The organism is Bacillus sp. EU63 (assembly GCF_038592915.1).
In the GTDB taxonomy this organism is placed as follows: Bacteria; Bacillota; Bacilli; order Bacillales; family Bacillaceae; genus Bacillus; species Bacillus velezensis.
The window spans coordinates 3,837,175-3,859,334 of sequence record NZ_CP151944.1; the positions used below are offsets into that span (position 1 = coordinate 3,837,175).

Annotated in this window: 11 protein-coding genes; 4 read left to right on the forward strand and 7 right to left on the reverse strand. The window is 44.7% G+C overall.

From position 1 onward, the window contains the following. Position 1: 1 nt before the first annotated feature. The 4 genes from NYE38_RS19300 to NYE38_RS19315 form a co-directional block, all read right to left on the reverse strand. Positions 2 to 7,039 carry a DNRLRE domain-containing protein gene (locus tag NYE38_RS19300; protein ID WP_340801665.1) on the reverse strand — a complete coding sequence of 2,346 codons (7,038 nt, stop codon included), beginning with the start codon at positions 7,037 to 7,039 and terminating at the stop codon, positions 2 to 4. A gap of 161 nt (positions 7,040 to 7,200) precedes the next feature. Continuing rightward, a complete protein-coding gene (locus tag NYE38_RS19305; protein ID WP_224443432.1) occupies positions 7,201 to 8,265 on the reverse strand; it encodes a pectate lyase in 1,065 nt (354 codons plus the stop codon). Between the two features lie 141 nt (positions 8,266 to 8,406). After that, positions 8,407 to 9,318 carry a DMT family transporter gene (locus NYE38_RS19310; RefSeq protein WP_017418569.1) on the reverse strand — a complete coding sequence of 304 codons (912 nt, stop codon included), beginning with the start codon at positions 9,316 to 9,318 and terminating at the stop codon, positions 8,407 to 8,409. A gap of 148 nt (positions 9,319 to 9,466) precedes the next feature. Beyond that, positions 9,467 to 9,913: a universal stress protein gene (locus tag NYE38_RS19315; RefSeq protein ID WP_017418568.1), complete on the reverse strand. Its 447-nt coding sequence runs from the start codon at positions 9,911 to 9,913 to the stop codon at positions 9,467 to 9,469. A 251-nt stretch (positions 9,914 to 10,164) separates the two neighbouring features. On the opposite strand from NYE38_RS19315, the gene NYE38_RS19320 reads away from it, so the two are divergent. After that, the gene (locus NYE38_RS19320) at positions 10,165 to 13,296 is read left to right on the forward strand and encodes a DUF3427 domain-containing protein (protein ID WP_017418567.1); all 3,132 of its coding nucleotides are present in this window, start codon (positions 10,165 to 10,167) and stop codon (positions 13,294 to 13,296) included. Here the strand turns inward: NYE38_RS19320 and NYE38_RS19325 are convergent. The 3 genes from NYE38_RS19325 to NYE38_RS19335 all read right to left on the reverse strand — a co-directional run bounded on the left by NYE38_RS19325 (position 13,285) and on the right by NYE38_RS19335 (position 18,159). Then, the gene (locus tag NYE38_RS19325; protein WP_017418566.1) at positions 13,285 to 13,674 is read right to left on the reverse strand and encodes a (deoxy)nucleoside triphosphate pyrophosphohydrolase; all 390 of its coding nucleotides are present in this window, start codon (positions 13,672 to 13,674) and stop codon (positions 13,285 to 13,287) included. The genes NYE38_RS19320 and NYE38_RS19325 overlap by 12 nt on opposite strands. A gap of 225 nt (positions 13,675 to 13,899) precedes the next feature. Further along, the gene (locus NYE38_RS19330; protein ID WP_017418565.1) at positions 13,900 to 16,629 is read right to left on the reverse strand and encodes an AAA domain-containing protein; all 2,730 of its coding nucleotides are present in this window, start codon (positions 16,627 to 16,629) and stop codon (positions 13,900 to 13,902) included. 123 nt (positions 16,630 to 16,752) lie between these two features. Further along, positions 16,753 to 18,159 carry a glycoside hydrolase family 43 protein gene (locus tag NYE38_RS19335; protein WP_340801659.1) on the reverse strand — a complete coding sequence of 469 codons (1,407 nt, stop codon included), beginning with the start codon at positions 18,157 to 18,159 and terminating at the stop codon, positions 16,753 to 16,755. A 241-nt stretch (positions 18,160 to 18,400) separates the two neighbouring features. Between NYE38_RS19335 and hutP the strand changes: the two genes are divergently transcribed. The 3 genes from hutP to hutU all read left to right on the forward strand — a co-directional run bounded on the left by hutP (position 18,401) and on the right by hutU (position 22,159). Further along, positions 18,401 to 18,847 carry a hut operon transcriptional regulator HutP gene (hutP, locus tag NYE38_RS19340; RefSeq protein WP_004393292.1) on the forward strand — a complete coding sequence of 149 codons (447 nt, stop codon included), beginning with the start codon at positions 18,401 to 18,403 and terminating at the stop codon, positions 18,845 to 18,847. A gap of 112 nt (positions 18,848 to 18,959) precedes the next feature. Continuing rightward, the gene (gene hutH / locus NYE38_RS19345; protein ID WP_340803133.1) at positions 18,960 to 20,498 is read left to right on the forward strand and encodes a histidine ammonia-lyase; all 1,539 of its coding nucleotides are present in this window, start codon (positions 18,960 to 18,962) and stop codon (positions 20,496 to 20,498) included. Beyond that, a complete protein-coding gene (hutU, locus tag NYE38_RS19350; RefSeq protein ID WP_340801657.1) occupies positions 20,495 to 22,159 on the forward strand; it encodes a urocanate hydratase in 1,665 nt (554 codons plus the stop codon). The genes hutH and hutU overlap by 4 nt, the downstream gene beginning before the upstream one ends. Position 22,160: the final 1 nt, after the last annotated feature.

Genomic DNA, 22,160 nt, shown 5'->3' on the forward strand with positions numbered 1-22,160 from the left:
CTCACCTCCGTTGATGTCTTTTTCTTAGAATAGCACTAGTATATCCTCCTTGTTTTCGTGAACAAGTTTGACAATGAGGATATAGCCTTTGTCGCTGGCCTTTCTTCCTTAATTTTGATACTGGTTGGTGATCTGCAATCCAATTTCTGCTTTTAGTTCCAGGGTGCCTTCTACCACAAGTATGACAGCCATATTTATTCCCAATTTTGTTTAATACTCTTCTTTCCTTTTTATTTAACCTGCTACTTGTACTTCTTGCAGGAATTGACCTTCTAGCGTATTTACCAGGTTTTAAATACTTCTTGGCGGCCTTCGCAAATCCTAAAGCCTTCTTAGCACCTTTAAACACTTTCCCGGGCCCAAAGTTAGAAGCAGCTGCCCAAGCAGCACCTTTCCACCCTTTACCTGATTTATATGCCTTGTACCCATCATAGGCTGCAAATCCAGCATTTACCACAAGCCAAACCCAATGCCCATCAGGGTCAACATTCATCACAGGGTTATTATTTCCATAAGCATACCCATTCTGATCCAATGAGTCGCCATCGCTGCCCGGGTCTGGGTCAAGTGAGAGGAACACGCCGTTTCTTGGCTCGTAGTAGCGGGCCATGAGGTAGTACAGGCCGGTTTCTTCGTCGTATTGGTAGCCTGCGTAGCGGTAGCGGTTGTCTTTTACTTCATCGCTTGCTTCGGTTTTTGTTGGATTTCCCCATGCGTCGTACTGATATTTGGCAACCGTTTTTCCGGTGCTGTCTGAGATCGCGATGACGTCGCCGTGTGCGTTGTAGTGATAGAAATATTTCTTGCCATTTTCTGTGTAGGATAACAGCTGGCCGCTGTCCCCGTACGTGTATGATTTTGTGACGTTGTTGTCCGCGTCTGTTTCATACAAGACGTTCAAGCTGTCTCCGTCGTAGAAGTAGTTCGTGACTTTTCCGTTGACGGTTTTTTGGATTCTGTTTCCTTTTTCGTCATACTTATATGTTGCGAATGGCTTGTCTTCGCCTTTTTTGGTAACGGCGGTCAGGTTATCTTCTGCATCCCACGTATATGTGAATTTGCCGTCGGATGTGCGGTTGCCGTTTTTATCATAGGACAGGTCTTCGTCATTCACCTTCGTCAGCTGGTTCATGATGTTGAAGGATGCGTTGACTGATTTGCTTGCGCCGTCCTTTGTGGTAGTGACGTTTGTCCGGTTGCCGAAGCCGTCGTACGTATATTGAATGACGGTGCCGTCTTCATGTGTTTCTTTGACGAGCTGGTTGAGCTTGCCGTATTCGTACTGCACCTTTCCGCCCGCTGAGCTGTCGATGACCGTGCGGTTGCCGTTGGCGTCATATTCATAGCTTTCCCGGAAGATGCTGCCGCCGTTTTTGGCTCCGATATGAAGAGAGCTGACGAGATTCCGCTCATCATATGAAAAACTCGTGCCGACTTCATTGCCGCTGATGAATGTCTGGACATTGCCGTTTTCATCATAATCAAATGTATAGGCTGAAGTGCCGTCTTTCATTTCAATCATTTGATCAAGTTTGTTGTACGTAAAGCTGTTTGTTCCTTTTTGGCCGCCGTGGCTCCATGAGAATCTTTTCAGCTTATCCGAATCAGCCGGATACGTCCAGCTTTGGCTGCCGCCGCGGTCGGTTAATTCGGTCAGGCGGTTTTTGTTGTCAAAGGTGCGTTTTTTCGTTGTATTTTGTTCTTTGTTTGTGACCGACGTTTCATTGCCGTTTTTGTCATAGGTAAAGTTATATTTTTCAGTGCCGTTATACGCTTTTGACTTAACCCGATCGGTGCCGTCATAGGTCAGCGACACTTCATTGCCGTTGGCGGAAACGGTTTTCGTCAAGTTACTGTTGGCGTCATATTCACTCTTCAGTACATTGCCGAGCGGGTCGGTTGTTTTGACGAGCTTGCCCATGACGTCATATTCATATTGATAGGTCTGGTCCGTGCCGGCCCGAATCGTTTTTGTCAGCTCATTTCCTTCCTTGTCATAGCTGTGAAGGATGGATGTGCCGTTTGACAGGGTCAGCTTTGTCAGCTGGTCGGCCTGATCGTATTCGTAGGCGGTTGTTTCGCCTTTCGCGTCGGTTTCAGATGTTTTCTTGCCAGTCTCGTCATATGAAGCAGTGCTTGCATAACCTAGTTCGTCTTCTTCTTTTGTGACGTAGTTTCCTTTTTCGTCATAGGTGTTTTTCGTCAGGATGCTTCCTTCGATTAAACGGATATCATCAAACCACGCCGTTCCTATGGCGCTTTTTTGGAACAGAATGCTGATTTCGATTTTATTGATCGGCTTTGTTTTCGGAATGACTGCCGCTGCCCGGTTCCATTCTTGGGTCCCCTGCGGGAATTTGGCGGTGTAGACGCCCGTCGTTCCGTCCGCATAAGTGACGCCGGCCTGAAGAGCGTAATCATTGTCGTTCGTTAATTTTACACCGTCAGCCTTGGACATTCCTGTCAGCGTGATATATACCGGCTTATCGTCCGCGCTTTGGCCTAATGTAACGGTTTGTTTTGCGGCCGCATTGGCTTGTGATGCATTTGTGCGGGACGCTTTTAATGAGCTGTCATCATCGAAGCCTTCATCAAGGTCAGCGGCGGCTCCGCTTGTGCTCCAGCCGTCTGCTTTAGCCGTGAAACTGCTGTTTTGCACCGGGTTATAGCTTGAAGAGACTTCGCCTTTTTCCAGCTGAACCTGATCAAACCACGCTTTTCCTTTGCCGTCCTTGTCGTTATGGTCCACTTCCATATAGACGATGGCTTTTCCTGCATTGGCCGGTGTTGTAAAGGTGATCTGCCGTTTCGTCCAGTCATTCTTTCCGGCTAATGCGCCTGATTCATTGTGAATCCATTGAATGCGTTTTTGGTCTTTGTCACGCAGATCAATGTTGAAATACGCTCTTGCCTTTGTCAGATCCGTTTTGATCTGGCCGCTGAGTGTATACGTCGTATTCGGCTCAAGCTGCACTTCCTGCGTTGCGGACGCATGGCCGTGCTCTGTTCCGGCTGAAGCGGATTGTGAGGAGATCTCCAGTGCTTTTTGTCCGGACAGCGCGCCGCTTCTTGCTTTTACAGATGCAATACTTCCGCTGTCTCTCGTAGCGGTGAGATTCCAGCCCAGCTTTGTTCCTTCAAAGCTGCCGTCTTTCAGCAGGCTTGCCGAAGCTGCCAGCTCTTTGCTTGATTGAATGAGATTCCCATACTTGTCATAAACGGCGGCGGATGAGGATTTTCCGCTTTGATCCGTCTCAGAAACGGCATCCAGTCCGTCGTACGCAATATCAGTGACGTTCCCCTCGGTGTCCTTCATTTTCGTTACGTCATTGTTTTTGTTGTACTGATACGTTTCGGTGCCGTAGTTGTCTTTTACGGCTGTGACGTTGCCGTCTTTATCATATTGATAGCTTTCTGTCGCTTTGCCCGTATCCGCGTCGTTCGGATCGGTGTCCTGAATGACGTTGTTGCCTTCGTATACAGTGTTGGTCGTGATTTTCAGCCCTTCGGCATCATCGATCATTTGAATCGGGTTGCCCGCCTCATTATAGCCGTACTGCACTTGGCGGCCGTTCGGCTGCGTCATGAGCAGCGTTTTTTTGTCCGCGTCATAGCTGTAGTCGTACGTTTCTTTTTTCGCATTGACGGCTTTGGCCAGGCGGTGGCCGCTATATTGGTATTCAGTGAACAGCGGTTTGTCATCCGTGCTGTTTGCGGAATACTGCTTGACGAGGCGCCCCTCGTCATCGTAGTCATAGCTTGTGACGCTGCCGTCAGTATCCGTCACCTTTTTGAGAAGGTCTTTGTCATATGAATACGAAATCTTTTTGTTTTTCGGCCCTGTAAGAGATGTGACATGGCCGTTTTCATCATAGGTAAATGTCAGCTTGCGCCCTGATGCGTCTGTTATGGCGGTCAGCTGATTGCTGTCGTTATACTCGTATACGGTTGTGTTGTTGTGTCCGTCAACGATTTTTTGGAGCTTGCCGCCTTTTTTGCTGAAATAAGCGTTCGTCTGATCTTTTGTTTTTAATACAAATTGATCGCTTGTTTCCGTCAGTTCGAGATAAACGCCCGTCGGCGGCTGATACGTGCCGTCAGATTTTTTCGTGAAGACATGTGTTGTCGCGTCCTCATCAATATAAACGGCTCTGCCGTCTTCAGAAAGAATCGACGTTTCCGCATCGGCATACCAGCCTTGGCCGAACATATGGTCAGAGCTGTCAAGGCTGTTGAAGGTCCGGGAGAGTCCGAGCCCCGGTCCGCGTCCGTCGATTGACATATCTTCTTCATTGACGATGACATTTCCCGTTGCGCCGTTCAGCTGTCCGTCCGGAATGTCGATAATAGACCAGAATTCTTCCGTTCCGAGGAATTCCGCCCCTTCATGGAAAACAGGGTTAAAAGGTGCCGTCGGTATGCTGTCACCGTTTGCGTCATAGGCGGTCAGCGTAAAGGAATAGTTCTTCTTCCCTTTGTAATTGCCGTTTGCGTTTTCGTAAACAGGTGAAGGGTCAAGCGCCAGTTCGCCGCCCTTTCCGTCCGTGTGAAGCTGGAATCTTCCCGCTTTCACTTCATCGGCTGAAGGCCAGATGTGTTTGTTTTGGGTCGTCCAATGATCGGTATCACCGATATCGTATGATTGATAGTCTTTTCCGTTGTAGATGTTGATTTTGTAGCCTTTGGCGTTTTTCACCTTATCCCATATGAGATTGACATAACCCGTTTGGCTGGATTTCGTGTTCGTATAGACGTAGCCTGTCAGGTTTTTCGGCTTTGCGATATCAGGCAGCGCCGGACTCGCTTCCGGTGAGGCGATCGCTTCTCCGTCTTTGTTATAGGCAATGACTTTAAATCCGTAGGTTTTCCGGTTCGCATCTCCGCCGGCGTTTTTATAAACAGAGCCCGGGTTGATTGGCAATTCCGCGCCTTTTTTGTCTTTCAGGTGAAGCGCATATTTTCCGGCGCTGATTTCCGCCTTTGTCGGCCAGATGTTTTGATTTTTTGTGGACCAGGATGTTTTATTTCCGAGGTCAAGCGTTTCAAAGCTTTTGCCGTTATAAACTTGCATTTTATACCCGGCAGCGCCTGATACGGCTTTCCAGGAAAGATCAAACCAGCCTGTGGCGTTGTTGTTATTAAAGCCTTTCGTGCTCGGTCTCTGAACTCTGCCAATATTCGGAATGACGGGCTTGGCGGCCGCAGACATGGCGCCTTCTCCTTGGTCAAACACCGCGCTGACCGCGACCCAGTAATTTTTACTTGCCGGATAGCTGCCGCCGGAGTTTTTATAGACCGGCGAAGGATTAAGCGCTAATTCACTTCCGCCTTTTCCGTCTGTATGCAGCTTATATTTGCCGGAGTCGATTTCCGCTTTTGTCGGCCAAATCTTTTTTCCTCTTGTGCTCCAAGAGGTTGCATTGCCGACCGGAATGGCTTGATATTCTTTCCCGTTATAAAGCCACACTTTATAGCTTTTGGCGCCTTCAGCTTTTTTCCAGCTGATATTGAAAAATCCTGTCGAATCTCCGTTATGATACGCTTTGACAGACGGCGTGTCCGCCTTCGGAATCGTGTATGTCACTTCAATGTATGGTTTTTTAGCAGAGTTTGCTGATGACATCAGTTTCTTCCAATATTCTTTTCCGTTGCCGTTTGCGTGAAGCTTAAAGCCGTAATTGGCGCCGCCGCTATTCCACGACTTGACTGCGGAGGTGACATCGAAGCTTGCCCATTGGCCTTTATAGACCTCGGCTTTGCCGATGTTTTTGGAGCCCGGCTTGTTCTTCCACGTAATCTTGGCATTGTCGTAATTGCTGTTAACGGTGTCGAGCCAAAGCCCCGTCGCCTTTGATCCGTAATAGGAGTGGGCTGTGTATGCTTTGAGCGTCGCTTTCGTCACCGTCATGTTTTTGATCGGCTTTAGATTATCAAACTTCATAAAAGCGTAGTTCGTTCCGGTTGAACCGTCATAATATCCAGTTTTCAGCACGTACGCTTTCAATCCGGCATCCCATTTCTGCGATGCGGCAGAGTAGTTTGTCGTCGGGTACGCGCTCATGACAAAGGTATCGGATGACACAGATACTGATGTTGAAGGGTCAATAGATACCGGATAAACCCGCTTGGGATCTTTCAGCCATTTTTCATCGGCCGTTACATGGAGCAAGTAGCCTTCGCTGTTTTTTTCAAGTTTGAAGCTGACATCTTCTGACCTGTTGACTTCACCTGACTTTTCGTCGAGATCTGAGTCGGTCATAAAGGGCTTCGGCACGGTGTAGACGACATTGTCTTTATCATCAGAAAACGCGATCGAGCCGTCTTCCTGTTCTTTAGCCTGCAGGTCGGTTTTGATTTGAAAGGTGAAGGAATTGTAGCCTTCATATTTGTGAAGCACAAGGTCTTCTTTTATGTTTTCGTTAAATGTGTAGGTTTGTAAATCAATTGCAGGAAACACTTGCTGATACGTAAGCTCGTTGCTGTCTTCCCTTACTTTTGCTGAGGCATCTGTCGGAGTAATTGCAGCCTGATCGGGGCCTTTTGCGCCGGTTAATGAGTATGTGAGCTTATGATCATCGTGTTCAAATGTAGCGTATAATCCGTTTTTCATTTGCTTCAGAAAATCGGAGTTCAGCACTGTATTTTCCGTCCCGACTTCCTTTGAGCCGGTTTTCAATTCAGGAGAAACGTCTTCCCAGTCCGCATTGGCGGTTTCTTTCGTATGAATGGGGTCTGTGTAGATTTCCTGTTTGTACACACCCTCGCCTTCATAGTAAAGCTTTGAATTCTCAGTTCTTTCAGACGTGATCTCACCGTCTTGATTGATATCTTTTTGATCAAAAGGCATCTGCTCAGATGCTTTTTCCGCCGGAAGATCTTTTTCCGGGTCTGCGGCCGGAATGGCGGCGGTTTTCGCTTGAACTTGTTTATCACGCGTTTCTGCCGCAAACACATCGGCAGGCGCAATGGAAATCATCAGCGTTGCCGCAAGAGTGCCGGCCAGCCACTTTTTCCACTTGTTCTTTTTTCCTATTTTCATAGGTTCTCCTCCTTCTTTTGTAATTTAGGCTTAACAATAGTAATATTATTGAAATTGTTTATCAATATTTTCCTAGGTATTTAAGGTTATTTTAAGGATTATAGGAATTTTGAACCTTTTATTCATATAAAAAAACCGCCGGCTGCCGGCGGTTTTTCGTATTATGGATAGCGGAGATTTGTATTTTGCGCTCCCGCGTAGGATTGGGCGAAGTTTTTGGCGTCCTGGGCTGAAAGCGTGCCGTAGCTGTAATTTGATCTCGGATTCCAGCCGGTGCGCGGTGATTTCGGGGCTTTGAGCGACGGGAATGAACCGATGTCGGTGAATTGGGCGGTCCCGTAGTCGTCTATCATTCCGCCTTTTTCATTTCCGTTACCGAAATAGTTGGCTTCTGAGAAGACAGTCGCGTTTGTATGAATGGTGAATCCTAAATTGAAATTGGTCACATAGTTGTTTTTCGCGTGAAAATAGCCGTATCTCATCAGGCCCGGTGAACGCACATAGACGTTATTAAAATAGTTGTTGGTGATCGTCATATGCGGATAGCCGATATAATTGCGTCCTTCGTTATCATCATTCGGATAACCGAGAATCAGACCGTACAGATGGTCTGTGAATTTAGAGTTAGACAGCGTCACAAAATCCGCTTTGGCGCCGACATACAGAAGCTTTCCCAAATCGCTGCGGCTGTTCGGATTGTAGCTGTGTCCTTCAAACCACACGTGGTCAATCCAGTAATTCTGTCCGTTCGCTATGTACATCGGAATGTCGTTGTTGCCTGTAATGGCGGCACTATGGCTGATAATGAGATTTTTGAAAATCACATTGTTTGAGCCGGAGCCGGTGGTCAGATAGATGTTGGTCAGCCTGTGGCTGGTATAAGAGCCGACGATGGTTTTATTGGCGCCGACTGTCACAACGGCTTTACCCGGGGAAGAAATATCACTTGTGATGACGATGGTTTTGCGATCCGTTCCGCCCGCATTGTTTTTCAAATCATTGAGATTGCTGACGTAGACGACGGGGCCGCCCTGGCCTCCCGATACGGCGGATTTTGCTTTTCCGTTATGATCCTTCGCATTTCCCGCGAATCCGGTAAGTCCCTGCATCACATCCGGATAAGCCGCTGCCGCTTCTGCCTGCTTTGATACGGAACATACGATGGCCAGACAAAGCGCAAAGCCGAGTGCAGCCAAGAAAGCGAGATGACGCGTCTTGTTTATCATGCCCTTCACTCCTTTAATCTCTTAAATTGTAAACACAAGAAGTATTATACAATTACTATCCTCTTTTTCCATGATCTGTTTGTCTGCTTTTTCGTTATGGCTGAATAGCCCCAAAATAAAAAAAGCAGCCGGTACGGCCGCCTATATACGGGTGCTGTCTGCCTGAGTTTCCGACGGCACGGCTTTTTGCTTTCGAATCAGGGACAGCGCCATTCCCGCAAAAATCAATACAATCCCCAAAGATTGATAAAGGTCGGGGCGAAATCCCGTAAATACGGTGTCAAGCACAATCGCCACCGCCGGATCAAGAAATACGATGATTGAAATAAACCGGGTGGATAAAAACCGCAAGCTGTCAAAAAAGAGCAAATACACAATTCCCGTATGAATGATACCGGTTGACACAATCATGATCCAATTCACATGCGACAAATCAGAAAAAGCGCCGAAACGGACGAACGGAAGAAGAATGATAACGCCCAATCCGGTCTGCAAACAGGTGACGGCGTATGGGCTGAGACTGTTGATACCTTTCCCGGCCAGTGTCGTAAAGGCGTAAAAAAGGGCGGCCAGCACGGCCCAAATAATACCCGATCCCATCAGCTGAGAAAATGATGTACTTCCGTTGATGCCGGAAATCAGGGCGGTGCCCAGAAAACAAATCACGATGGAAGTGACGGACACAATATGCAGTTTCTCCCGATATATAAGGCTCCCTAGAAGAAGGACGAGAACCGGAGCCAGATGATAAACGGAAATCGCTATCGTCACTGATGTCTCCTCAAATGATTTAAATAAAAACACCCAGTTCAGCACGAGAAAAAATCCGCAGGCCAGTGTCTGCAGCACCTCACGCCGGTTCCATTGTTCGGTGCGATACCGTCCGGAACCAAACCAGCAAACGCCCAGAAACAATGAGGCGCACAGACATCTCACAAAGACCAGTTCAATTGAAGGCACATTCGTATGTTCCGAGAAAAAGCCGATTGATCCGAAAATGACCATGGAAATGACCATTTTGATGACGGCATTTGATGTTTGTTCAGCTTGCATTGATTCGCTTCCCCCATATCATTGACTGTTTATTCAGACAAATACTAACAGCCATTTTACTTGATTCAGAGGAAGATTTCATCCTATTTTTCGAAAGACGGCGGTCTTTTCTCATTAAAAAAAGCCCCGCATCAGCAGGGTCTTCTGTTTAATGAACGATCAGTACAGGACAAGGAGACAATTGTGAGACCTTATGGCTCACGCTTCCGAGCATCATTTCTTTAAATCCGCTGATTCCGCGGCTTCCGACGACAATCAGATTGAAATGCTGTTCTTTCGCTATGTTTAAAATTTGATGCGCAGGTTCGCCTTGGACGTATAGGCTTTCCGCATTTACCCCGCTTTCAGCCGCTTTCTGCTTGGCATCTTCCAGAATGGCCGCTCCTTTTTGCTCGACTTCATGTTTAATGTCTTCAATGAAGTTTTCCGGAACATAGACAATCCCTGTTAAGGCTGATGTGGAGACAACGGCTTCACGTCCCGCATAGAGAATGGTGAGTTCAGCCTGCTGTTCTTTCGCCAGATGGATCGCTGCGTCCAAAGCTTTGCTGCTCATGTCTGAACCGTCTACTGCTGCAAGAATTTTTTTAAACATATGAATCCCGCCTTTCTGCTTTTATTGTCCTCCTCTCTTTGCTGAATGTCAATTTTGCCGGCTTTCTCCGGAACATTGCGCTTACAGACTTTCTCCGTTTGTGGCGATGACGTCTTTATACCAAACCAAACTACCTCAGCGTTATTTTTTAAGCGCTTAATAAATAGGACTTTATTCTCTTCTTTTTCAGTATTACCTATTGGTAAAAGTAGTGATAAAATGGAATTATTGATATAAAAAAGGAGATTATGATGAGAAATCATAGAGGCTTCCATGAGGAAATTCAGCAACAACAAAAACTTTATCCAACATCACATCGCATTCAACCGGTCAGCCCAAAAGAATATGCAGAGGTTTTGACTTTACATACGGCAAAACAACTGAGCGAGACATTTCAAACACTTGTGGATCAAGATCAATATGAACAAGCGATTCAGCTGAGCGAGAAGGTTGCCTCTCAGCTTGGACAACATACGAATTTTTCATTACCACTTTCCACAGTGCTTTTTAGTTTAAATGAAATGGAACTTCCTATTTCAGAGGAATTTTCTCTACATCGTCTGAAACTGCTAGGAAATCATCAAACTCATGATAACTTTTTCAAAGCATTAAAACACGAAATGTTAACGGCGGATCGGGTAGACTTTATGGTTAGTTTTACAAGGTGGTCTGGTGTTCAGCTTTTGATCCCTCCGCTTCAGGAGCTTGCTAAAAGACATGTCCCTGTACGCATCATTACATCTACCTATATGGGTATTACAGAACCGAAGGCGTTAAGACATCTTCTTCAATTTGAAAATGTTGAGTTGAGAATTGTAAATGAATATAAAAAATCTTTCCATACGAAAGCATACTTATTTGAACGCTGTTCTGGACAGCATAGTGTCATTGTAGGATCTTCAAATCTATCACAAGCTGCCCTTACGACTGGGTATGAGTTAAATGTGAGACTACCTGAAACCAGATATCTCCCCGTTTATCAACAAACAAAAGATTTGTTTGACACTGTTTGGAATGAAAAGACACAGCCTGTTGACGAACAATTTTTACAAGCCTATGAGGAATTCCAAGCTGGAAGCCAAAAGGTAAGTGCTTCCTTTGCTGCTCAAAACTCTCTTTACAAAACGAAAATGTCCCCGAATTCCATGCAAAAGGAAGCATTACGAAACCTTAAAAAAACAAGAAACGAAGGGGAGACAAAAGCAGTCATCATCGCCGCCACTGGAACCGGAAAAACATTTTTAGCAGCATTTGATTTTGAGCAATTTAAACCAAATAAATATCTTTTTCTTGCCCACCGGGAAGAGTTACTTTCAAAAGCAATCGAAACATTCAAGAAAGTCACAAATAATCATGAAGATTTTGGCTTATTGACTGGCACGAAAAAAGAAAGAGATAAGCGTTTTTTATTTAGCACTGTACAAACGTTACATAAAAAAGATACTTTGGAATCTTTTTCAACAGATGAGTTTGACTACATTGTGATTGATGAATTCCATCATGCAGAAGCATCTACCTATCAAGCTGTATTAAACTACTTTACACCAAAGTTTTTATTAGGGTTAACCGCAACACCAGAGCGTCTTGACGGTAAAGATGTGCTTCAGATTTGTGATCATAATGTTGTTTACGAAATTAGACTCCGCGATGCCCTAAAGGCAGAGCTACTTGCGCCCTTTCACTATTTTGGAATTTCAGATCATACTGTAGATTACGAAAAAGTAAAAGTGAAAAATGGACTGTACGAAGAGAAATCGCTAGTCGATCATTTAAAAACGCATAAACGAGTAGAATATATCATCAAGATGATCAACATGTATGGATTCCACGGCGAGAAAATGGTTGGCTTAGGTTTCTGTACAAACGTCGAACACGCAATATACATGAGTGATGAATTTAATAAATTGGGCTTTTATACAACTTACTTAACAGGAAATGATTCTCCTGCAAAAAGACAAGAGGTCATTCGTCAATTGGAGGATCCGCACCACAGTTTAGAACTTATATTTACAGTAGATATTTTCAACGAAGGAATAGATATTCCAAAGCTCAATCTACTATTGTTCCTTAGACCAACAGAATCGCCAACGATTTTCATTCAGCAATTAGGACGGGGACTTAGAAAAACTGACGACAAAGAGTTTGTAACGATACTGGATTTTATCGGAAACTATCAAAAGTCATTCGTTATTCCACTCGCACTATCTGGACAAACAAGTCAAAAATCGTTTGATAAAGATTCCCTCCGAGTGGCTGTGACGCATGAGTTTTCAGATTTACCTGGAGGATCTTATGTTGACCTTTCAGCCGTAACGAAGAAAGAAATTTTAAATAAGATCGATCATATTAAACTAAATTCAGATGCCATGCTGAAAACGTTATACAAGCAATTTAAACAAGAGCTAGGACGCTCTCCAGAATTAATTGATTTTCTATACTCTGAACAGGCACCTGGGCTTACCTTTTTTATAAAGAAATACAAATCGTGGGTACAGACCAAAAAGAAAATGGACGATTTGAATGTTACAGATGAAGGAATTCTCAATAACCCCTTGGTTGTAGGGATAGTAGCAAGATTAGAACAGCAATTACCTATTAAATGGCCTTATGAATGGTTAATTTTACAGAGTGGTTTTCACAAAAATATCATCACAATAGAAGATGTAAAAGAATCGTTAGAAAAACAGTTTCATATTCAAATCACAACAGATACACATGATGACCTCATTCAGCGAGCAATGGAGCGTTTAACGAAATCAGATCAAAAACAGAATTGGCGCTTTGGTACATTACAAGGTGATACATTCAATTTAGATACAGAAGTGAGCGAGATATTAAACGATCCATTATTCGGACCGTATATTAAGGAGCGCGTCCACTATGGACTGATTGAATTTAGACGTATGAACAATATAGAAGCCCTTGCTTCAAGAGAGATTAAGCTTACAATGTATCAAACCTACACAAGAAATGAGCTTATTTATCTTTTTCAGTCAACTGATCAGGAAGGGACTTGGCGAGAGGGCTTAAAAAGAGTCAAAAATCAGTATTTAATTTTTGTCACTCTTAATAAATCAGAGGATGTTGAAGACCATCTACTTTACAAGGATTATTTTATTGATCCTAGTCACTTTCATTGGCAAAGTCCTAACCATACCTCTCATGAAACTAAGGGTGGTCAAAGTATAACTCATCATAAACAAAAAGATTATTGTTATCATTTGTTTGTAAGGAAATGCAAGAAAATGCATAAAATCACCTTGCCATTTACTTATTTAGGAGAGGTAGACTATGTGTCAAGCCACGGAGACAAGCCAATGAATGTCAAATGGAAGCTCCATCAGCCTGTCCCAGAAAACTTGTATGTGGATTTAACGAATTAAAGCAGATACGGTCGGAAGATCAGCGGGTGCCCACTCTAGTGATTCTAGCTCACGAATAGGCACCCATCTGAATTCCGCATGCTCTTTCGCTACCGGCTCTCCTGATACAATCTTCGATTTTATTGAAATTAAATTTACGATGACCTTCTCATATTCATGATGAATATCGGCTATCACATCGCCCGCAACAATTTTACAGTCAAGTTCCTCTTCAATTTCTCTTACAAGTGCTTCTCGTGCATTCTCCCCTTCTTCAAGTTTCCCACCAGGAAACTCCCACAGATTAGGAAGAGACATAGTTGGAGAACGTAGAGCACATAGAATTTCATTGTTTTCATTTTGTATGACTGCGGCGGCTACTTTTATTGTTTTTTTCAAAATTAAACTTCCTTTCGTTTTTTCTTAGTCGGTAGATCAGTTAAATTACTATTTAATTATAATTCATGTTAGGAAAGCTTTTTTCTATTTTCTGAAATAGTTCAGTTAGTTAACAAAATTCTCACATCTTAAATATCTTGTTAGTTCACTTTTATTATATAAAAAATAGCACTTTTTATAAGGAGGTTGAAAATGTGATTATCCTCATTTGTCAAGGTTGTTTTCTTATAAATGCTTATTTAAAAACTGTTTTATACGCTCAGGCTCTCTACTTTCGTTAGTTCTCAATCTGAGGATAGGTATTCCTGCTTTATCTAAAATTGTGTTTTTAATTCTATCTCGTCTCTTTTGATCTTTTGAGTGATGGTATGCAACACCATCTACCTCAATTACTCCAAGAGGTTCATTACCCATCTTATAGTGAAGAAGAAAATCAACTCTTGCCGCTGTTTTAATAAATTGTTTTTCGTCTTCATGTAGGTGACTTGTATCATTCACCAGATCTTTCAAACGATACTCTCTTTTAAAGTTGATTTTTTTAAATTTTTCTTCTGAAAGAATATCCCTAAGTACGCTGGCTATAATTCTTTCTGTCTTGTATTTTGAATCACTTTTCCGAAGTTTATTTTCTCTTTCAATAAGTACTTCAGAGAATTCTTTATAAAGTAAGTCAAACACTGAAATTACTTTGCTTTCATGGTATAAACTCGATTCAGTATAGTATTCCATATACCTAATAAGTTCGGAAATTTCTTTGTTGCTTTTTTTAAATACTTCAACATCTGATACTAAAACAAAACGCTTTTTAGCTCGTGATATAGCAACATTTATTAAATTTGCGCTATCAACGAATTGAACATCATTCTTACTTCCTTTTTTATCAAGCACAGTAGAAAAAATAATACCATCGCATTCTCTTCCCTGGAATTTATGAACTGTATCTTTCAAAATCTCCTCAGGTAAACGCTGTTCGGCATGATTAATCTGTTCTCTATAAGGAGCAATAAAGCCTGTTTCATAAGATTCAGGAAACACAAGATTTTTAATCGAATCCTCATCAAGAGAATCTAATTCACGAATATTATGTTTCCCACCCTGAAACCGCATATGATTACCTTTAACAGTCTTAATGAGTACGATGGAAGGTTCATTATCACTTTTTTGTTTTGTCAAAGGAATAAGCTTCCCATCATAATATTGTTCATTACAAAATTTAATTATCATTGGCTCACATCGATAATGTTCTTTTAGAAGAGTAATCGGTATTCGATTCTTATATACTTTTATAATCGAATCAAGCATACTATTTTTAACATAATTAAAGCATGATTCTATTTCAAACTGGGAAAGCTCGGCTGATGTATCGGGAATGTGGGGGAGCTGATTCCTATCTCCTACTATCACCACATTCTTAGCACACCCAAGAGCAAGTATCCCTGGCATTAATTCTAATTGCGAGGCTTCATCTATAATTAAGTAATCAAACAAAAAACCCGCAGGTATAGACTTTTGCAAAGAAAAAGCAGTACTCAATATAATGGGAAATTGATCTATAAACGATGAAAAATATTTAGACTTTTTGAAATTCTCCTGAGTATAATGCGTTTTTCTGTCGAAATTCCCCTTTTTATTCAAATAACTCTTAAAAAGTTGTTTTGAGGTTAATTGAATTCTTTCCATTAAATCATTGAAGTTTTTCATTTCCAGAATGTCTTCGATTCTTTTTAATTCACTTTTTAATTCCTCAAGCTTCAGTCGATAAAAATGATATTGAAGCTGTGTAATGATTTTTTCTTTGTGAGATTGATCTTTTATTTGTTTCGGGCTGTATAAGCCATAATAAAAAAGATATTTTGTTTGTTTAAACAATGTCATTCTATTCTTATGATTTAATGCCTCATCAACCAAAAAGTCGATGATCTTACTTTTCGTGAATTTGTAAAATGGTAGAAGTTTTGGTTGAACAGCTTCTAGTGATTCAAAATGTTTTGTATAATATTTCTGTTCCATTTCAAGATCTTTTATTTGCTGCTTTATGACTGCTTGTTTGTTTTGTAATTCAAGTAACTCTTTCATTGATCTAATATTGTTCCACAAAATTTGTTCCATTTCTACTTCAACATCCATATTAATTTCCCAGCTATTGAAGTCTTGGGGAAGCTTTGGAGGATTCTCAAAAAATTTCTTCTGATTCACCTGACTCCCTAATGATGCAAGAAAAAAACCTAGATCTGACTTCATTAATTTCTCACTGACATTTGCGACGGCAGAATTATTACTCGATACAATAGCAGCATTTTTTCCTTGCATCACAATGTTAGAAATAATATTTAGGATAGTTTGTGTCTTACCGGTTCCTGGCGGTCCTTCAATTACGCTAACCTGAGAAGAAAAAGCAGATTCAACCGCTTGAATTTGACTAAGATTCAAACCAAACGGATATATAAGCTTTTTTTCCTTATTGAAGGATTGACTAGTTTTTGTAAAATAAGCATGAAGAGCACTTTCTGTTCTTAGAGGAAGGTTATGAATTTGCCCTTCTAAAATAGCAGGTATACCATTAACTGTTCTATCCTTTATCCCAGCTATGAAAGAAAAATAATTTAACAGGTTTTTGAATTTAGTATTCTCCAGCCTTACTTTCTTAACCGCATCTTTTTTATAAATATATCTGTGCTTACCACCCCTGAAAGAAACAACTGCATATTTATTTCCATAAATAACAGAAGACTCAATATTCTTACTAATCTCACCATTTAATTCAAAAACTTCATCTTCACTTAACGTAAGTTGTTCAAATGGATATACTTTGCAATAATCTAGCTTTTTGACTATTTTCGTTTTATCATTTAACACCATATGTATAGTGAGGTCGCCATTTTGACTGTTCAATTTCCATGTTTTAATTTGTTCAGAGTATATTGCGTCTTCTATCTGAATGATTGTACGTACCAATTGAGTACCCCCGTGTCCCAAAAATGTGTGTTAATTTATGTTATAGTATACAAAATTAACGAACTATTTACAAAATAGTGCAAAAATAGAACCCTCTAGAAGCAGGAGGGTTCTAAAAATGTTTCACTTCACTCCCCAAACAGCCTCCCCATCACCGCTCAGCACACTAAACGTCACAACTTCTTTCTCTCTCGCTGAGTCCCATTCTTTCAGGAAGACGCCGTCATAATTTGTGCCGTTCAGGTTGATTCGGGCTTTGCTGCTGTCCGTTATTGTCCAGGTTCCGGTCATTTCCCCGGAAATGGTGCCGTCGTTGTTAAGCCGGATGTTTTTTGGGGTTTTGATCGTAGCCGTGATGTCTTTTCCGTGCTGGATGAGTTTGTAGGTTCCGGATGCAGCGGCCGCCGATATGTGTGTATCCGGTTCTCCCGCATAGCGGTATGGCGCTGCAACGGGCCATCCGTCTTTGTTCATGTACAGCCGATGCACTCTGACTTCGTGCTCTTCGCCTCTGTTCGGGAAACGGGTGTGGAAAATGAGGTATGATCGTTTCGTTTTCCCGTCGTAAAACACGGAGTTGTGTCCCGGTGATATGTAGCCTGTGCCTTTTTCAGATTGTGAGGCGAAGCTGTAGCCGCCCATGAGTTTGACCCCGTACGGTTCAATTGCTTTGTCGTCGAAGAAGCTGCCGTCTTTTCCTTTGGCATCAAGCATGTTATGGCCTGCGGCGTCATAGTACGGACCGTCCGGGTTTTTAGAGCGCGCCACACGCATATGATAACCGCCGGCTGTGTCAAGTCCGCCGAATGACAGATACAGATAGTAATATTTCGTTTCCGGATTGTAGCTGATGTACGGGCCTTCGATTCTGCTGTGATTTCCGCCGAGCAGTTTTTTTCCGTATCCTTGGTTCGGGAGCGGGAAACCGGTTTTCGGATTCATTTCCAGTATGAAAATTCCGCCGGAGTAAGAGCCGTACACCATCCAGAGCTTGCCTTTATGGTCAAAAAACGTTTGTGGATCTACGACGTTAGGGTGAACGTTTGCATGATACGTCGTGCCGTCTTCGCTTTTTCCTTCCATGCCCGATTTCAAAAAGATGCCTTTGTTTTTGTAGGGCCCTTCGATGTTGTCACTCACGGCCACACCGAGAGCGGATCGCGGCGAGTCTCCTTTACAGGCGTTATAGTACATGTAATATTTCCCGTCAGACAGCTGGGCGACGTCCGGCGCCCACAGCGTATCAGACTGGGCCCAGTCGAATGTCTCTTTTAATTCGGTGTAGACGTTCGGGATCAGGGGATTATTGGGATTGACGCTTGAAGATATCTGCTGCCACTGCATCAGGTTTTTCGACTTGGCGGAAGCCAAATGCGAGCCGAATACATAATATGTATCTCCTGTTTTAATGACGGACGGATCATGCACGCTGACCTCTGAAAAAACCGGATGCTGGGCTTTTGCCTGCGGCAGAGTGAACCCGATGACCGTTGCTGAGACCAGGCACACACGAAAGAAACTGGTTTTCATTTTCTGAAATCTCCTCGCTCTCTTCTTTTCTTAAAACGCTTTCAAGACAACGCTCCATTTTATGATGCGGATGGCGGAAATATGTGATCAACAGCGCCGGCTTCACGATGTACCGCTTTACTTCGATAGCAATCTGATTTGTGAAAGACTGGAAAAAAAGTTTTGACTTCTGATTCGCAAACACTTAATATAAAAAACAGTTACTAGTTATCAGAATATTTAAGAATTGAGTGAAGCATATATGACCTTACACAAAGACCGCCGCATCGGGCGACTGTCCGTCCTTCTTCTGCTTCATGAGACTGAAGAAAACCAGCAGATCAGCCGGCTGGAACGGGACGGCTGGAAAGTCTGTCTCGGCAGGGTGGGTTCAATGGATGCGCATAAGGTGGTAGCTGCAATTGAAACCGCTTCCAAAAAGAGCGGCGTCATTCAATCTGAGGGTTATCGCGAATCACATGCGCTGTATCATGCCACAATGGAAGCTTTGCACGGAGTGACGCGGGGCGAAATGCTGCTTGGCTCGCTGCTTCGTACCGTGGGCCTGAAGTTTGCCGTCTTGCGGGGAAATCCGTATGAAAGCGAGGCGGAAGGCGATTGGATCGCCGTTTCACTTTACGGCACGATCGGGGCTCCGATTAAGGGGCTTGAGCACGAAACATTCGGGGTCGGAATTAATCACATATGAATCAGCCCATAGATTTCAGATGATAGGGGGCTATGCGTGAAATATCATTTTCATGGCATAGCTCCTTTTTGTATGGGCGCTTTACCAAAGTAAAGGAAAAGGGGTTGAAATGATGGAGACGTTAGACGGTTCCTCACTGACAACCGCAGATGCCCAGCGTGTGCTGTTTGATTTTGAAGAGGTTCAGGCATCTGCCGAAAGCATGGAACGTGTGAAAAAAAGCAGGGCGGCGGTTGAACGGATCGTTCAAGAAGAGAAGACCATTTACGGGATTACGACGGGGTTCGGCAAGTTCAGCGATGTGCTGATTCAAAAAGAAGACGCCGCGGATCTCCAGCTGAATCTGATTCTTTCTCACGCGTGCGGCGTCGGTGATCCGTTTCCGGAATCTGTATCGCGGGCCATGCTGCTTTTGCGCGCCAATGCCCTGCTGAAAGGCTTTTCCGGCGTGCGGACTGAGCTGATTGATCAACTGCTCGCGTACCTCAATCATCGCATTCACCCGGTCATCCCGCAGCAAGGGTCACTGGGGGCGAGCGGAGATTTGGCGCCGCTTTCTCATCTCGCACTGGCGCTTATCGGGCAAGGCGAAGTCTTTTACGAAGGGGCCCGGATGCCGACAGCTCATGCTTTAGAAAAGACAAACCTTCAGCCGGCCGTCCTGACCTCTAAAGAAGGGCTCGCGCTGATCAACGGAACGCAGGCCATGACCGCGATGGGGCTGATCGCTTATCTCGAGGCCGAAAAGCTGGCCTATCAGTCGGAACGGATCGCGAGCTTAACGATCGAAGGCCTTCAGGGCATTATCGATGCGTTTGACGAGGACATTCATGCCGCCCGCGGATATCAGGAACAGATGGATGTCGCAGAGCGAATCCGCTATTACTTGTCAGACAGCAAGCTGACGACCGTCCAAGGGGAGCTGCGTGTCCAGGACGCCTATTCGATCCGCTGTATCCCTCAGGTCCACGGCGCATCATGGCAGACATTAGCGTATGTAAAAGAAAAATTAGAAATTGAGATGAATGCCGCGACAGATAACCCGCTCATTTTCGAAGACGGCGCCAAAATCATCTCAGGCGGAAACTTTCACGGACAGCCGATCGCCTTTGCCATGGATTTTCTCAAAGTGGCGGCGGCCGAACTTGCGAATATTTCTGAACGCCGTATCGAACGGCTTGTGAATCCGCAGCTGAATGACCTGCCGCCCTTTCTGAGCCCTCAGCCCGGCTTACAATCCGGAGCGATGATCATGCAATATGCGGCGGCCTCCCTCGTGTCAGAAAATAAAACCCTGGCCCATCCCGCCAGTGTCGATTCCATTCCTTCATCGGCAAACCAGGAGGATCACGTCAGCATGGGAACCATCGCCTCAAGGCACGCCTACCAGATCATTGCGAATACGAGGCGGGTGCTTGCCGTTGAAGCCATTTGCGCGCTGCAGGCCGTGGAATACCGGGGTGCGGAACATTGCGCTTCGTACACAAAACAGCTCTATCTTGAAATGAGAAACATCGTGCCGTCCATACAAGAAGACCGCGTGTTTTCTTATGACATCGAGCATCTGAGTGACTGGCTGAAGAAGGAGTCTTTTCTGCCGAATGAGCATCACCAAAAACTGATGACCAATGAAGGGGGACTGACAAGATGACTGATGTAAAGAAATCAATCCGCGCCGGCCGCGGCACCGAACTTGAATGCTTAGGATGGGAGCAGGAAGCCGTGCTCCGCATGCTCCGAAACAACCTTGACCCGGAGGTTGCCGAAAAGCCGGAGGATTTGATCGTATACGGCGGCATAGGCAAGGCCGCGCGAAACTGGGATGCTTTTCACGCGATTGAGCGCTCCCTCAAAACGTTAAAAGATGATGAAACACTGCTGATCCAATCCGGAAAACCGGTCGGACTGTTCCGCACGCACAGCCGCGCGCCCCGCGTCCTGCTGGCTAATTCGGTTCTCGTGCCGAAATGGGCGGATTGGGGGCATTTCCATGACCTTGAGAAAAAAGGGCTGATGATGTACGGGCAGATGACGGCCGGCAGCTGGATTTATATCGGCTCACAAGGTATTTTGCAAGGCACCTATGAAACCTTTGCGGAGCTTGCGAGACAGCATTTCGGCGGCAGTCTGAAAGGAACCCTTACGCTGACGGCCGGTCTTGGCGGAATGGGAGGCGCCCAGCCGCTGTCCGTCACGATGAATGATGGCGTGGTCATCGCCGTTGAAGCGGATGAAACACGGATTGATAAACGGATGGAAACAAACTATTGCGACCGTAAAACCGCATCAATTGACGAAGCGCTGCGCTGGGCCGAAGCAGCCAGACAAGCCGGAGAACCTTTATCGATCGGCCTTCTCGGCAATGCGGCTGAGGTGCATCATGAGCTTTTGAACCGCGGCGTCCATATTGACATCGTGACCGATCAGACTTCCGCTCACGACCCGCTGATCGGCTATATTCCGGCAGGATACTCACTTGAAGAGGCCGGGCGTCTGCGCCGGGATCAGCCCGATTTATACGTAAGGCTATCCAAGCAAAGTATGAAAAAGCACGTGGAAGCCATGCTTGCCTTCAAGAAAAAAGGGGCTATCGTCTTCGATTACGGCAACAATATCCGTCAAGTTGCCAAAGATGAGGGTCTCGCCGATGCTTTTGATTTTCCGGGATTCGTTCCCGCCTACATCCGGCCTTTATTTTGTGAAGGAAAAGGGCCGTTCCGCTGGGCTGCGCTGTCGGGAGACCCTGAAGATATATACCGCACGGACGCTTTATTAAAAGAGCTGTTTCCAGAAAATCAAGCCCTTCACCGCTGGATTGACATGGCACAGAAAAAAGTCACATTCCAAGGCCTGCCGTCCCGTATTTGCTGGCTCGGCTACGGTGAACGGGAAAAGATGGGGCTCGCCATCAATGAATTGGTCAGAAACGGCGAGCTGAAAGCCCCGATCGTCATCGGAAGAGACCATTTAGACTGCGGATCTGTCGCCTCTCCGAATCGGGAAACAGAAGCGATGAAAGACGGAAGCGACGCGGTCGGCGATTGGGCGGTGCTGAACGCGCTGATCAACACGGCCTCAGGCGCAAGCTGGGTTTCTTTTCACCACGGCGGGGGCGTCGGCATGGGGTATTCCCTTCACGCGGGAATGGTCGCGGTCGCCGACGGCAGCATCCTTGCGGAACAGCGGCTTTGCCGCGTTCTGACAAGCGATCCGGGAATGGGCATCATCCGCCATGCGGACGCAGGTTATGAAAAAGCGGCTCAAGTCGCCGAGGAACAAGACATTATGATACCGATGAAAAAGGAGCGGTAAC